Source organism: Clostridium sp. AM34-9AC (assembly GCF_003480225.1).
Classification (GTDB): Bacteria; Bacillota; Clostridia; order Lachnospirales; family Lachnospiraceae; genus Acetatifactor; species Acetatifactor acetigignens.
Map to the genome: position 1 here is coordinate 105302 of NZ_QUIU01000008.1, position 13672 is coordinate 118973.

A 13672-nucleotide genomic window follows, 5' to 3' on the forward strand; every position below is an offset into this window, starting at 1 on the left:
GCAAACTTCAGGGACTTTTGTCCCTTGCGCAGGCACAAATTTGCGTGTGAAAAATTTATTTTCAGTTATCTGTTTTTTCATTCTGTCGATGTTTTAATTCTTCCGCATAGCTCCTCGCCTGTGCAGGAAGTCCCAGCTGTTCGTAACACCGGATCAGTCCCGCCAGGGGTTCTGCCCCGGAAGTCCTTAGCGCCAGTACCGGCTGTGTTTCATAAGCTGCATTATAATACCAGACAGCCGCTTCCTCAAAGTCTCCCGTCTCTTCATAGAAATACCCCAGTTCACAGCAGATTTCCGAACAGCCGTCCCCTGCGATCACCTTGGAAGTATACTTGAAAAATGTCACGGCAGCTCCCCGCAGTCTGGCGGCTCTGGCCACCACACAACAGCCTTCCGTAATCTCATCCGCACTTCTGTCGGGGGACGAAACTTCTGCCCGGAAATAATCTTCCGCTTCCAGAAAGTCCCGTGCCTCTCCCGCCAGGAACAGTTCTCTGGCATACATTCCGTACAGTCTTCTGGAAAGTCGTCTTGCCTGTGCGATCTGTTTGCGGAAATTTGCCAGATCTCTGCCCGCATGGTTCTGTTCCGGCATGTGAGTGATGACTATATCGCTGTCATAGACTACCGGTTCCAACCGTACAGTTTCATGGATTGGTTCTTCCCACACGAAGCTTCGCAGTCTGCGGAATAATTTGGGACGATATTCTTCATCAAAATTATACACTGTGCCGTTCTGTAGCTGATTGCCGTATTTCATCTGGACGATCTCGATCTCCGGAAGCAGTGTCTCCTTTAACAGTCGGAACCTTCGCCGGTTTTCTTCCGAAAGCACCTCATCCGCATCTGCGGAGTAAATGTATTCCTTCGTAGCTTTGGAAAATGCAAAATTTCTCGCCGCACTGAAGTCATCGTTCCATGTGAGATCATATATTTTATCGGTGTATCCGGCTGCAATCCGCTTTGTGGCATCCGTGGATCCTGTATCCACAATAATGATCTCATCCACCAGATCCCTGACACTGTCCAGACACCTTTTCAGAACCCGTTCTTCATTTTTTACAATCATACACAAAGATATTGTGATCATTCCGGATCTCCGTTCCCGCATTTTTTGCATGCGATGCTGTTCCTACAGCACTTTGGATAAGAATTCCTGTAATCTTGGGCTCTTAGGATTGGTGAAGAACTCCTGGGGGGTATTCTCCTCCACGATATTACCACCGTCCATGAAAAGCACCTTCGTACCCACTTCTCTGGCAAATCCCATCTCATGTGTCACGACCACCATGGTCATACCGCTCTCTGCCAGTTCTTTCATAACTTCAAGTACCTCTCCCACCATTTCGGGATCCAGTGCGGAAGTAGGCTCATCAAACAGCATTACTCTGGGATTCATTGCCAGAGATCTGACAATTGCAATTCTCTGCTTCTGACCGCCGCTTAAAGATGCCGGATAAGCATCTGCCTTTTCCTCCAGTCCAACTCTCTTTAACAGCTTCAGGGCATTCTCTTTTGCTTCTTCCTCACCCATCAGTTTCAATTTCACGGGGGCAAGGGTAATATTGTTCATGATCGTCAGATTGTTGAACAGGTTAAAATGCTGAAATACCATACCCATATGCTGACGAACTTTGTTGATGTCGATCCTGGGATCCGTGATGTTCTGTCCATCGAACCAGATCTCACCGCTGGTAGGTCTCTCTAAAAGATTCAGGCAGCGTAAAAATGTACTCTTACCGGAGCCGGAAGGTCCTACCACCACGATCTTCTCACCTGGGTGAATATGATAATTTACCCCTTTTAATACCTGATTATCTTCAAAGCTTTTATGCAGATCTTTAACGATTATCACTCTTACGCAGTCTCCTTTCCAGTTTTGCAAGCAGAATGGACAATACCTTGGTCAGTACAAAATAGATGAAGGCAATACCAAGCAGCGGTGTAAATACATCAAACAGCTTGGAGGTCATCTGGTTGGCCACACGGGTAAGGTCACTCATTCCTACGTAACCTACAATAGAGGTCTCCTTGATCAGCACGATAAATTCATTGCCCAGAGGCGGCAGAATGCTCTTGAATGCCTGAGGAATGATAATATATCGCATCGTCTGGAATTTGTTCAGTCCCAGTGATCTGCCCGCTTCCATTTGTCCCTTGTCCACAGCCAGGATACCTGCTCTGACGATCTCCGCCACATAAGCACCGGAATTGATACCGAATGTCAGACTGGCGATCAGCACACTGTTCTTACAGGCAGCCAGAATGCCGGACCACATGATCAACAGCTGTACCGTAGTAGGAGTTCCGCGGATAATATCAATATAGGCACTTGCAATCCGGGACGCTATGGTCTTCGATCCGTTCTTTCTCGTGGATAATTTCAAAAATGCCGCTATGGTTCCAATCAGGATACCAAGCAGTGCCGCAAAAAAAGAAACCTCTAAGGTTACTCCCAGTCCTTTCAGATAAAGCTTCCATCTGTCCGCTTCAATGAAGGCTGCATAAATATGTTGCCAGATATTTTGCATGTTATTTCCTATGCCTTTCTTGTGAAAATAAAGTGTACGATTGGTCAAACTGTATATGTTACCTACCTTAATATAGCAAAAAGAAGAGAATGGCACAAGCCATTCTCTTCTTTTTCATGTATATTTTGTATAAAAATTATTCACCGATGTACTCAGCTACCAGTGCATCAAAAGTACCGTCAGCCTTAAGGTCTTCCAGTGCCTGATTGATCTGATCTACCAGTTCGCTTCCCTTGGGAAGTGCAATCGCATATTCCTCGGTCTCGAAGCCGAACTCTGCGCCATCGATGATCTTAACTTTGCCTTCGAACTTGGTGTTGAATACTTCTGCAGGGTTTTTGTCGATAATAACAGCATCTACTCTGCCATTTACCAGATCGTTGACAGCATCGATGGCTCTATTATAGGTCTGTGCGGTAGCTCCTTCAATGTCCTCGGAAAGGAACATTCCGGTGGTACCAAGCTGGCTGCCGATGGTCTTGTTCTTCAGGTCATCAGCGGTTGCAATATCGGAATCTGCCGATACGATCACGAACTGTACAGCCTCGTAATAAGGATTGGAGAAATCCACCTGTTCCTTACGTTCGTCGGTGACAGTCATACCCGCGATAGCGCCATCAATTCTGTTGCCGATAGAGCTTACCAGAGAGTCGAACTCCATGTTTTCTACCTGAACTTCCATGCCCAGCTTCTCACCTACTGCCTTGATCAGAGCGACATCGAATCCGTCGGGTTCTCCATCATCTCCTACATACTCAAAGGGAGGGAACTCTGCGTTGGTACCGAATACCAGTACACCGCCCTCGGTCTTATCAGCAGCCTCAGTAGTAGCTGCTGCTTCTGTGGTGGTTGCTGCAGCAGTCTCTGCCACACTGCTCTCGGAAGCCTGAGAGCTCTCGTTTGCTGCGGAATCAGAACCACAGCCAGTCAGCATTGCTGTACACATTACAGTTGCAAGTAACATTGCGATTGCTTTTTTCATAATATTTTCCTCCTGTCTGTTTTCTACGGACGACAGTCGTCCTTAAACGTTGATTACTATAGCACCTTTTTGAAAATTGTGCAACTGTTTATGCATAAATATACACAGATCCACTCTGCAAATACAACATTACCGGGATCTGCACCCAGAAGGTTACCACTATATATGGAATAAACGGCTTCGGTACATGAAGTTTTCCATCCGGTGTCACATTTCTTCTGCAAAGCTGTACTGCAGCCAGCAATGTTAACGCCGATAACATATGGACCAGAAACCACAACAGATTCCCCTGCCAGGCACAGCCAGCCAACGCACATGCAGAAAATGCATGGCAGTCAGCCCTTCCGTACATTCTGGCAAACAATATCTGCTGCAGGAGTACAAACAATACCACCGCTGCCGCCTGCTGTATGCTAAACCTGTCAGTAATCCTGCACACTCCATCCTCCATATAAGCTTCCAACACCGGAAGACCCAGCAGTATTCCTGTCCATGGCAGGCACCACCACCATACATAATTATACACATAACTGTGTACAGCATCCATGCAGGCCGCCGCTAACAAACCTCCCGCCAGCAGGGAGCACAGGATCTCCTGTGCCCCCTGGATCACCAGTCTGTTTTCTTCCGGAAGTCTTCCATCCATTCCCCCTATAACAAGAATCACAACTGCATTGATCCAGGCCAGTCCCCTGAGAAGCCACGCTTTTCCGGGTTCCATCCTCTCGATGTCTCCCGATAGTTCCACACGCAGCAGCCAGATTGTACTGCCATAGATAAGGCCTCCCAGAGCCACCGACCACAGTATCCGGAACACGATTTCCAAGGCTCTCATACCTCCTTACCGTAACCGGGTACGCAGTTCATCCAACACATTTCCCGACACTCCGATCAAGCTGATCGTCGGATGATCTTCTAGCCTCTTGTCACCTTTATAGGCCCGCACTGTGATTTCCTGTGTCTGGTTCTCCGGAGTATATAAAGGCACCATAAATTCCAGTTCTTCCGTCTTACGATACCCCTGACTTTCGGTATAATCATAGACTTTATTCAATGTCGGATCCAGTGCTGTCATACATTCCGGGAAAATGACCTCCACCCGGTCCGCATATCCCCATGTGGTAAAGGTAAGAATTCCGCTTTCGCCGCATTTGAAGACCGGCTCCTGCGGCTCCAAAATACGTTTCACACTGCTTTCAAGTGCAAATTCCGTCGTACCGTAACAGATACGGCTCTCATTCCCCACATGATCCGAAGCATATCCCAGTACCGTAAAATCCCCGCTGAACAGCGGTTCGTCCTCTGTGATTGTAATCACGATACAGCCGTCTTCTCCGGGAAGGTAGGTCTTAGAAACAGCATTGTCCGTATTACTGATAACAATTGTAAAATGATCCACACCACTTAGAGCATCTGTGGCAGTAACACGTATGGTAACAGCTCCGTCTCTGCGATCGATCAGTGCCCGGTTCTCCAGTATTTCCATCCCCCGGATGACCGGAGCTTCTCCGTCAGCGATCAGAGCGATCCCGTTTTTCTGATCCTGCGTAGATACAGAATATATTTTATCTGTTCCATGATCCGCTTCCGCTACCGGAATCACCCGAATCGTTTGTCCGTTCCGGTCTCCACTTATGACAAATTGCTGTACTCCGGTAAGTTCCTGGTTCCGGTGTGACCGCAAAGTATAGGAATAGGAATGTTGCTGCAGCACATTGGTTCCCTCAGTCGCATAAGACAGTCCCTCCGCATCTGTCCGGATCACATCATCCGTTATCTCCGCAGACGGTGTGACAATGATATTTCTCGCCCTGCCACCGTCCTCCGTCACCGTTTCATATATTGTCCCATTCAGTTGATAGTCCGGTCTGGCTGTACCTTCCATATAAGATGCATTCGTTAACGTGAACGGTGTCTTTCCGTCCGCCCGGACATACCAGGTTTTGTCTGCTGCCGCCGGATATACATTGCCCTCTGCCTCGTTTATCTTAAGCTGTTTTGTATGAAGCTTCCACAGAATCTGTTTTCCATCCACACAAATATGTGTGGTCTCGCCTACATTTCCCGCCACATCCACAGCGGCAACATGCAGATACTGCACCCCATCCTTTACCTCCAGTTCCATATGGGGTTCTTTACAATAACCGGCATCGTCCGTTACGACGGTATCCCTGTTTTGATCCACAAGATAATAATATCCCCTGATACCGCTAAGCAATGTGTTTTTTGTGATATTGGAGTCACATAGTTTGGAAGTACTGCCCGTCAGATAAGATTCCGCTCTATGATAATATACCGTCCCGTAATCCTCCGGCTCTGTCCACGAGATTCTTATTCTTTCACTGTCCAGTGCTTCTCTTACGACGTTCTCCGGAATTTTCCCGGGAACCGCAAGATCAGTTGCCCTGACTCCCTTCAGCTGTAAAGTCTCCTGGTAGCCTATTGCTTTTGACTGCAGACACAACAGCCCGTCTCCACTCCGTACTCCACTTTCACTTTCATATAGCAGTGCACATTCCGGATTTACATAATTGCTTCCGCCATATGCCGGCTTCGAGAATAGGACCTGGCCTTCCGTATAACCGCATACAAGAGTTCTCCCACCACTGAAACTAAGTGAGCTGATTCCCGCGGTAAACCAGACATTTCCTCTTAAATGAAAATTCAGATGCACGTAGATATGTGTCGTTCCTTCCGGTAATGAGATATGCAGGGACTGCCGGAAATCACTGGCTGCCGGGTCTCCGCCGCCATGTTTATCATAAAAAGGATAATCCCGAAATTTTCCCTGTGCAATTTTTGTTCCTTTCTGATCCAGGATTACAAATTCCGACGGCTGCTTCTCATCCGGCAGCCAGTCGGTATTCACAATATTTCCACCCAGAGATCCCCATCCATCGCAAAAATATGAAAGATTCAATGTCGTATTGCCATTGGTGGGAATCCCCCGATAACCGGAAACATTCCACATCTGTTCCTTAGGATAATTCCCGTTTCTGGCCCATCCGACCCGGACTATGGCACGGCTCCACTCATCATCGTCCGTACTTGTGGTATGTCCGTTATACTGATAAGAATTTGTGCCTGAGGAATCAAAGCAATTCGATCCCCACATAAAATATTCCCAATCTCCGAATGTTGGTGTATAAGAAGCATTTCTATAGCAGTCATTCGTATGGTGATGCACGATCTTCTCTCCGGCGGTTCCTCCATAATATCCGGCTCCGCCTCCGGCCATACCCGCTTCTCCTTCCTGCTGCCCTAGGACACTTTCCATGCTGCCACCCTTGCCGCCTGCACCGCCCGGTGATGCTCCACCGCCTCCTCCTGCGATCAGCAGGATTCCCTTCCGGTCGGATACCACGGATGTCATTCCTCCTCCGTTTCCATAATTTGAAGCTCTGCCGCCTTTGTTATACCCGTTTTGACCACCCACGGCATAGGTCAGTTGTTCCCCCCTCTGCAGCCAGAATGTTCCGGAGGCACTTCCCCCACATCCTCCCCGAAAGGAACCGTAGCCCTGTCCCTGCGCCCCCATCGCCTTTATGACGTAGAGTCCGGTATACGGCACGTTATATGTCCTCGTCTTTGCTTCATAAATACCGGTCAGTTCAACGGCCGCTCCGCTGTTGATATCCGTTGCACTATTAATCCGCATCCAGGCACCGTCTTCCAGTCTCTGATAAATAAGGTACGTTTTGTTGTTGTGATCCGTCTGCTCCCAGGACAGATCCACTGCTCCTTTTCCTTCGTTTTCCTTGTAGTTATCTTTCGCCAGCAGGGTAAGATCCACCCATTGCGCGTACAATGTCGTATTTTCGGACGGTATGATGCTGTCGCCCGCTCCTCCTGCCGGCCGTCGGAATTCCGAGTCATAATACCAGCCTCCAAAGGACCACCCGGGTCTGGTGGTCTCCGGTAATGTGACAGGTTCCGGCTGATAGACTGCCGTCAGCCTGTCCACATTACCGTCCGGAGCATCAAAGATATATTGCTTTCCATCCAGACTCCCCCGGAACGGATGCACCTTTTTCCATTCGACAAACCGATTTTTCCCCTGCACCGGAGTGATCTCCGATCCGCCATTGGCACGAAAACAGACTGTATACCCATCTGGTGCGCAGACCAGTTCTTCCTGCAACAGATATCTTTCAAGATATGGCTGCGTTACAGAAAATATCTCCCGGTCATCATACTTTCCTCCATTGGCATAAAGCACAAGGGTGCTTTCACTCCGCACCCATTGTGCATATAAATTGACTACACCATGATCGTTATCTGTCCAGGTTGTCCGGTCTCTCCAATCCGCCTGCCTGAGATTTTCGATTGCAGCTTTATCCGCATAAGCGGTTCCTGAACCATCTGGCTCTGTGTTCCAGCCCGCGAACAAATATCCGGTCCTGCTGTAATTGTTCTCTGTCAGGTGTGTCACCGGAGTGACCGTCTTGCCTTCGTAGACTATGGCATCGTTGTACATATGGATACTGTCATCCATATAACCGTTATAAGATGCACCTCCCGTATTGGCCTGATAACAGACCTTATACTGATTCCAGGAAATATTTTTACATTTATGTGCCGGCAGATCCACCCCCTGCTCCAGATTGTCGCAGAACGGACAGAGATAATAGTAGCTCATCGGTTTTCTTTCGTTGCCCAGATCCAGGTACTGTATCGAGGCCGCCGCTTCTCTGCTCATATAGATATTGTACTCTTCAATGGCTTCTCCACAATCCGCACAATAGGCTTTCCAGCCGGAATAATAATACTGCATGCATTTTTGTCTGCCAAAAGATACCCCGTGCCAGTTTTTTCCGGTATATCCATTATGAATACACTGTCCCGGCCGGTGGACCACTTTCCAATATCTCACTGGGATTTCTCCATACCGTTTCTCTGTATAAATATGTTCTCCCACTACCGGATCTCTCAGCGAAGAAGAAATCTGCGTATACACAGTGGTGCTGTCATCCCGGGCATACCACACATAATTCCGGTCTCCTGCGCAGGTTGTAAATGCACGTCCATCCGGACTGAAAGAAACATAAGGACTGTTGTAAATGGTCTTTTTCGCTGCCGCTTCCGACTGTATCGAAAACAGGAGCGCAATTCCCAGCACGAGTAATCCTGCCAGATATCTCCCATACCGCATTCTCATTCCTCCTGCCTATCCGCATCCTCTGCCTTGACCACACGCAAGGAGCCCTGTGCCAGTGCAGCATAAAAGTCCGCCACCCTTTCTTTTTCCATATAGATATTTACTCTCTGTGCCGGAGTTGTCCCATCATCACCGCCGATTGCAGCTCCATTCCGGTCAAACACCTGTTGGACAAACACATTTTCCCACAACAGTTTCCCGTTTTGTTCCTCTTCCTCCTGTTCCACACAATAAATATGGATCCTGTCTCCGGCACGCAGGACACCGCCCACTACCTGGTACAGATCTTCGGCGCGAAATCCGGCTATAACAGGTTCCCGCATCTGTTCTGTGATCTCCGACAGTTCCCGCAGCATGCCTGTAGTCAGTACCATCCCCTGTTCCACTCCATATGCCGCTATTCTTCCGCTTGCCGCCTCTGTGCTTTTCAGTGCAGTCTCCGGCACAATTCTTTTGTCGATTTCCATGACTGTAATATACTGCTCTGCATTTTCCGCGGAGATTTTTTCTCCCCTGGGAATTGCTGCCGTTACCACGCATACCTGTTCTTTTTCGTATTCCGTAAGCACTCTCTTTTCTGTCTGCAGCAAAAAAACAAATACTGCCATAGCCGCCACAAACGCTGCCAGGATACTTCCGTTCCAGATTCTATTCTTCCACGCCTGACTCATCTTCCGTTTTTTCATTCGTTTCCTCTCCCATATATTCACTGACCACATCTACCAGCTTACTTTTTTCAGCAGTTACTGTAATTCCCAGAAAACCTTCCACCGGATATGTGATCTCACTGTACACACCGGTATTCTCAATGGTCTGTCCCCCCGGAGTCCTCACTTCTCCCAGGGTTCCTTCCCATTCCAGGATCCTACCGTCACCGTTTCGTTCCCACACCTGCACTTTTGTTCCCGTGACATTATAGATAATGTAATTTTGTATCTCTACCTTTCCGGAAATCAGCTTGTGACCTACTGCTTCATAATTTTCATTTAATCCCAGATTTTCGCAGACAGCAGAACAATATCCCGCATACGCCTGTTCCTGATCTGTGATATGTACCTTATGTGTGCTGCCATACTCCCGGATATCAATGACTGCCGATGCCAGATTGGACAGTGCCAATGCATCTTCCAGATACCGTGCGGATGCCTTGTACATTGCCAGTTGCAGCTGCATATACAACAAAATTGCCAGAAACAGTATCAGAAACAATCCCAGTACCCAGGAAACCTGTCCGCTTTCTGCTTTTCCTGTCTCCTGCCGGTTCTCAGTTTTTGGCAGTCGATACTCTCTTTTCCCGTATTTCATAATGTCCGCCCAGCTTTCCGTGAATCTGCAGGATAATGCGTTCCCCATATCCTGCAGGTTCCAAAGTACTTCCCTCATAATCGATCTCTGTCAGTCCTGCCGTCTCCAGTTCTGCCGTGAGGTGTGCCTGCTCCGCCGGTTCCAGGTATCCTACCGTTTCCATTTTCAGCAGATAGGCCCTCGCCAGCTGTCCTACATTCTCTTTTGCCTGGAGCAGCTGCACATTCTGCAGGTAGTTCAGCATCACTACCGTCAGTGCCAGCACACACATGCCCATCGTCAGCAGCTCTCCTATGTTCCCTGGCTGTTTCCCTCGTTCCGTCATCTTCTCTCCTATCCTATACCCCTGTCAGGATATCTGCCGCTTTGGTCTGCATCGCTGTTACAATGGTCTGTATAAACGTTGTCAGACTGTCCTTCATGACCACGCACAATAACAGTGCAATAATACACAGACCTACAGTGACCAGGATCCCGTCGATCCCCTGCTCCTGCCGTAAGGCATGTTCTTTTACTTTTCTCCAGATTCTCTGTAAATTCTTCATGTTTTGTCCCTTTCTTGTTTTGTTTTATTGGTATTTCAGAATTGCACCACTGCCCGGAACATATATCCCACACAGGCATATAAAATGATTCCCAGTACCGCCCCCAGCATTCCCAGCTGATAAAAAGTAATACTACGGTCCAGAGCACTTTTTTGCTGTTGAAGCACCGTAAGTTCCATATCCTTCAACTGCTCTCCCATGTCCTTCAACAGATCTACCGCCTGACCCGACTCTCCTGCCTGGATCAGGGTAATGCACAATGCATCGATCTGACGGTTGTCAAATTTCTGTTGGAAGTCAGACAAAGCCGTAACCAGATCCGACTGTATGACCAGATCTCCGGACAGTTCCATCAATGCCTGCTGTAATCTCTGCGTCCGTACGCTCTGGCAGCATTCCGTCAAGGCATCCGTTACATAGACTCCGGCACAGGTCTGTACCTCCAGTGCCTGATAGATCAGCTGCAGATCCGGCATCATCTTACGATTGTCCTGTCGGTTCAGGTACAGCAATAACAGTTCCGGCACATAATACAGTCCCATTGCCGCAAGCAGTGCATATCCCCAGCCGATAGTTCCCAGTGCCAGTACTGCTCCAAGAAAAAGAAACAGGCGCATCAGCAGGTATTTTACCGGTGTAATTTTCTTCCCATAGTGAAATTTTGCACCGTTTTTCCTTAATTTCTTTTCTGTTCCGGTGACCCAGTTTTCATACCTTCGGCTCTCCCGCAGCATTCCGGTAAATTCCTCGCAGGCATGCAACACCATTTTCGGCATTGTTCCCATACCCAGCCGGAACACAAAAATTCCTCCCAGCACCGCTCCCAACAGTTCGGGAATCCAGATAACTCTCCAGCTCATTCTCCACACCTCCCTGACTAGCGGCGAAAACCATACAGTTTCCGCAAAAACAGAAACAATATCAGTCCATAGATACCTGCTGCCAGATGCCCCGGTAAAGTCCCGGATACTATTTTCCAGACCGACACATCGATCAGCCGGTCCACCGTCAGCAGGGCGAATACCGACATTCCCAGAAGCAATGCCATATTGATACCTGCCTCTCGAAGCATCCCTTTACGTTCCTCTTCCATACGCAGATACTCCCTTGCGGAACGTCTGCTGCTGTCTACCAGTGTGGTCAGATCTGCCATATAGCGGATACTGATCTCCAGATTTCTGGCCAGTTCCTTTATCTTGGGATGTTCTATTCGTTCCGCCATGGACAAAAGTGCCAGTGAACTATCTCCGGTCGTCTGTGCTTCATAGGCACATTCCTCCAGTGCTCCCTTTAACGGTTCCTCCACATAACGGCTCACCTGACCCAGAACCATGGTGATCTCTCCCGCTGTCAGGCTGTAATTTCCCAGAAAATTCAGACATTTCAGCAGATTTTCATTGGTCACCCGCAATTCTTCTGCCCGCAGTGTGCTCAGGAACAGATATTCCATGGCTCCGCATATCATTGTTCCCAATAAAGCTACCTGGAATTTCCCGCTGCTTCCAAGCAACACTCCAAAGATCACCGTCATTCCCAGAAGATTTCCTGCGATCCATTTCTCCGGGGTGCACGCCGGAAATCTGCGCCGCATACCGCAATAACAGAGAAATTCTGCCACCCGGCAGATCCAGGTATTGTTACGCTGTAGCTCCTGCAGCTTGTGCCGGTTTTCCAACACCCGCAGTCTTGCCGACTGATCCATCCCTTTTTTCGTCCGGGACAGCAGGCTTTTTGCTGTCTCCACCCACCGTATCCTTCCAAACAGAAGCAGAAAACCCGTAAATATTAAACAAAAGATCCATACGTATATGATCATAAGTTTCTCCTCTCATGTAATGGTCAAAACAATCTCTCATACTCCAGATTCTCTTTCTCCGCATTCCACCCCAGGCAGGCAAAGATTTCCTTCACCCGGTAATGTTCCATAAACACCAGGGTCTGAAAGCAGTCCATCATTTTCATTAATTCGTTGCGTGAATAACGACTGTCATACATTGCATAGTCCACGATCTTCTCCGGTGCCCTGTCCGCAGAGGGTGCATGTACCGTAGCCGCACAGATCTGTCCTGTATATGCCGCATTCAACAGATACAGCGCTTCTCCTCCCTTCACCTCACCTATGATAAAAAAATCCACATCCATCGTCAGTCCCGCTATGCTGATATGCTTTAAATCATAATTCACACTGCTTTCCGAGGTTCCCGGAAGCGAATGAAGGAACATCATATCCGGATGAAACAGTGTGGTCAGCTCATCCGCCTGCTGTGCCACCAGAATTGCCATATCATCCGGAAGCGTCTCCTTCAACGCATTTAACAGTGTGGTTTTACCGGAAGAATTTCCTCCGCAGATCAGGGTCGATCCCTGTCGGAACCTCTGTACCAGCAGTTCTGCCGTATTCCTGTCCAGCATCTCTTTCTCCACCAGTTCTGTCATCATGGGAAAACTCTTCGGCACCTTCCGGATACACAGATAAGGTTCGCTGTAGGTATTGACAATGGGCATGGATAAGGTAAAACGAAAGATAAAGTCCGGATGACTTTCTGTATCCGTAAACCGTTGGATCGCATTCAGGTTAGAAATATTCACCTGATTTCTGGTTGCCACATAATCAATAAACTGCCGGTACTCCTTCTCCGAGGCAAAGGCAATTCCGGCATCCATACGTTTTCCTTCTCTCTTGATCCGGATACAGTCATGACTCACCACCCGGATATCCGAAATGCTTTTGTCATCCATGAGCGGTGACAGTCTGGAATAACCGAAAATATATTGTTCAAATGATTTTAAAAGTCTTTTCCTTTTCGTTGCCGGGAAATGATAATATTGATCGATATGTTTTCCTGCCTCCTGCAGAAATTCCTCCTTGCCCAACACACCCTTTTTTACCTGGATCAAAAGCACCTGTTTCTGTGTGATAAAATCTTCTACCAGCCTCTGCAATTCTGCATCAGAGGCGGTTTCTTCCCTTTTGTTTTCTCTTTCCTCCATACATCCTCCTGTTGGTTTTTCTCAAAATAATCCATTTTGCACTAATTAATACATTATGTGATTCCTGGTCGAATATGACCTGATATTTAGAATTTTGACCTCGACTGACCTGTCGGGTAATATGCAGATTACTCCCTTCCGTGGCATCTGTCAACGCCTC

13 protein-coding genes are annotated in these 13672 nt (G+C 48.1%); all 13 read right to left on the reverse strand.

Annotated features, from left to right (window positions below; translation table 11 throughout):
- Window positions 1-61: 61 nt before the first annotated feature.
- The 13 genes from DW835_RS06705 to DW835_RS06765 all read right to left on the reverse strand — a co-directional run bounded on the left by DW835_RS06705 (window position 62) and on the right by DW835_RS06765 (window position 13512).
- Complete coding sequence (locus tag DW835_RS06705) at window positions 62-1090, reverse strand: glycosyltransferase family 2 protein (RefSeq protein ID WP_118730890.1); 1029 nt, start codon at window positions 1088-1090, stop codon at window positions 62-64.
- Window positions 1091-1132: 42 nt separating this feature from the next.
- Complete coding sequence (locus DW835_RS06710) at window positions 1133-1855, reverse strand: amino acid ABC transporter ATP-binding protein (RefSeq protein WP_022312165.1); 723 nt, start codon at window positions 1853-1855, stop codon at window positions 1133-1135.
- Window positions 1842-2531 (reverse strand): amino acid ABC transporter permease, encoded by a 690-nt coding sequence (locus tag DW835_RS06715; protein WP_117465612.1) that lies wholly within the window; start codon window positions 2529-2531, stop codon window positions 1842-1844. The genes DW835_RS06710 and DW835_RS06715 overlap by 14 nt, the downstream gene beginning before the upstream one ends.
- 136 nt (window positions 2532-2667) lie before the next feature.
- On the reverse strand, window positions 2668-3513 hold the full coding sequence (locus DW835_RS06720; RefSeq protein ID WP_118730891.1) for a basic amino acid ABC transporter substrate-binding protein: 846 nt from the start codon (window positions 3511-3513) through the stop codon (window positions 2668-2670).
- A gap of 88 nt (window positions 3514-3601) precedes the next feature.
- Window positions 3602-4348 carry a hypothetical protein gene (locus tag DW835_RS06725; protein ID WP_118730892.1) on the reverse strand — a complete coding sequence of 249 codons (747 nt, stop codon included), beginning with the start codon at window positions 4346-4348 and terminating at the stop codon, window positions 3602-3604.
- Window positions 4349-4354: 6 nt separating this feature from the next.
- Window positions 4355-8665, reverse strand: coding sequence for an InlB B-repeat-containing protein (locus tag DW835_RS06730; protein ID WP_182430270.1), 4311 nt, complete (start codon window positions 8663-8665; stop codon window positions 4355-4357).
- A 2-nt stretch (window positions 8666-8667) separates the two neighbouring features.
- Window positions 8668-9357 carry a hypothetical protein gene (locus tag DW835_RS06735; protein WP_118730894.1) on the reverse strand — a complete coding sequence of 230 codons (690 nt, stop codon included), beginning with the start codon at window positions 9355-9357 and terminating at the stop codon, window positions 8668-8670.
- A complete protein-coding gene (locus DW835_RS06740) occupies window positions 9320-9976 on the reverse strand; it encodes a hypothetical protein (protein ID WP_118730895.1) in 657 nt (218 codons plus the stop codon). The genes DW835_RS06735 and DW835_RS06740 overlap by 38 nt, the downstream gene beginning before the upstream one ends.
- Window positions 9936-10301: a hypothetical protein gene (locus DW835_RS06745; RefSeq protein ID WP_117465618.1), complete on the reverse strand. Its 366-nt coding sequence runs from the start codon at window positions 10299-10301 to the stop codon at window positions 9936-9938. The genes DW835_RS06740 and DW835_RS06745 overlap by 41 nt, the downstream gene beginning before the upstream one ends.
- 13 nt (window positions 10302-10314) lie before the next feature.
- Entirely contained in the window at window positions 10315-10521 is a 207-nt protein-coding gene (locus DW835_RS06750; RefSeq protein WP_118730896.1) for a hypothetical protein, read from the reverse strand.
- Window positions 10522-10556: 35 nt separating this feature from the next.
- A complete protein-coding gene (locus DW835_RS06755; protein ID WP_118730897.1) occupies window positions 10557-11381 on the reverse strand; it encodes a type II secretion system F family protein in 825 nt (274 codons plus the stop codon).
- 17 nt (window positions 11382-11398) lie between these two features.
- Window positions 11399-12265, reverse strand: coding sequence for a hypothetical protein (locus tag DW835_RS06760; protein WP_147353710.1), 867 nt, complete (start codon window positions 12263-12265; stop codon window positions 11399-11401).
- A gap of 95 nt (window positions 12266-12360) precedes the next feature.
- Window positions 12361-13512: an ATPase, T2SS/T4P/T4SS family gene (locus DW835_RS06765; RefSeq protein WP_118538289.1), complete on the reverse strand. Its 1152-nt coding sequence runs from the start codon at window positions 13510-13512 to the stop codon at window positions 12361-12363.
- Window positions 13513-13672: the final 160 nt, after the last annotated feature.

What these genes read in the sequence shown, in the direction of transcription:
- DW835_RS06705 (WP_118730890.1), bottom strand. Translation starts at nt 1,090, where the DNA reads ATGATCACAATATCTTTGTGTATGATTGTAAAAAATGAAGAACGGGTT.
- DW835_RS06715 (WP_117465612.1), bottom strand. Translation starts at nt 2,531, where the DNA reads ATGCAAAATATCTGGCAACATATTTATGCAGCCTTCATTGAAGCGGAC.
- DW835_RS06720 (WP_118730891.1), bottom strand. Translation starts at nt 3,513, where the DNA reads ATGAAAAAAGCAATCGCAATGTTACTTGCAACTGTAATGTGTACAGCA.
- DW835_RS06725 (WP_118730892.1), bottom strand. Translation starts at nt 4,348, where the DNA reads ATGAGAGCCTTGGAAATCGTGTTCCGGATACTGTGGTCGGTGGCTCTG.
- DW835_RS06730 (WP_182430270.1), bottom strand. Translation starts at nt 8,665, where the DNA reads ATGCGGTATGGGAGATATCTGGCAGGATTACTCGTGCTGGGAATTGCG.
- DW835_RS06735 (WP_118730894.1), bottom strand. Translation starts at nt 9,357, where the DNA reads ATGAAAAAACGGAAGATGAGTCAGGCGTGGAAGAATAGAATCTGGAAC.
- DW835_RS06740 (WP_118730895.1), bottom strand. Translation starts at nt 9,976, where the DNA reads ATGAAATACGGGAAAAGAGAGTATCGACTGCCAAAAACTGAGAACCGG.
- DW835_RS06745 (WP_117465618.1), bottom strand. Translation starts at nt 10,301, where the DNA reads ATGACGGAACGAGGGAAACAGCCAGGGAACATAGGAGAGCTGCTGACG.
- DW835_RS06750 (WP_118730896.1), bottom strand. Translation starts at nt 10,521, where the DNA reads ATGAAGAATTTACAGAGAATCTGGAGAAAAGTAAAAGAACATGCCTTA.
- DW835_RS06755 (WP_118730897.1), bottom strand. Translation starts at nt 11,381, where the DNA reads ATGAGCTGGAGAGTTATCTGGATTCCCGAACTGTTGGGAGCGGTGCTG.
- DW835_RS06765 (WP_118538289.1), bottom strand. Translation starts at nt 13,512, where the DNA reads ATGGAGGAAAGAGAAAACAAAAGGGAAGAAACCGCCTCTGATGCAGAA.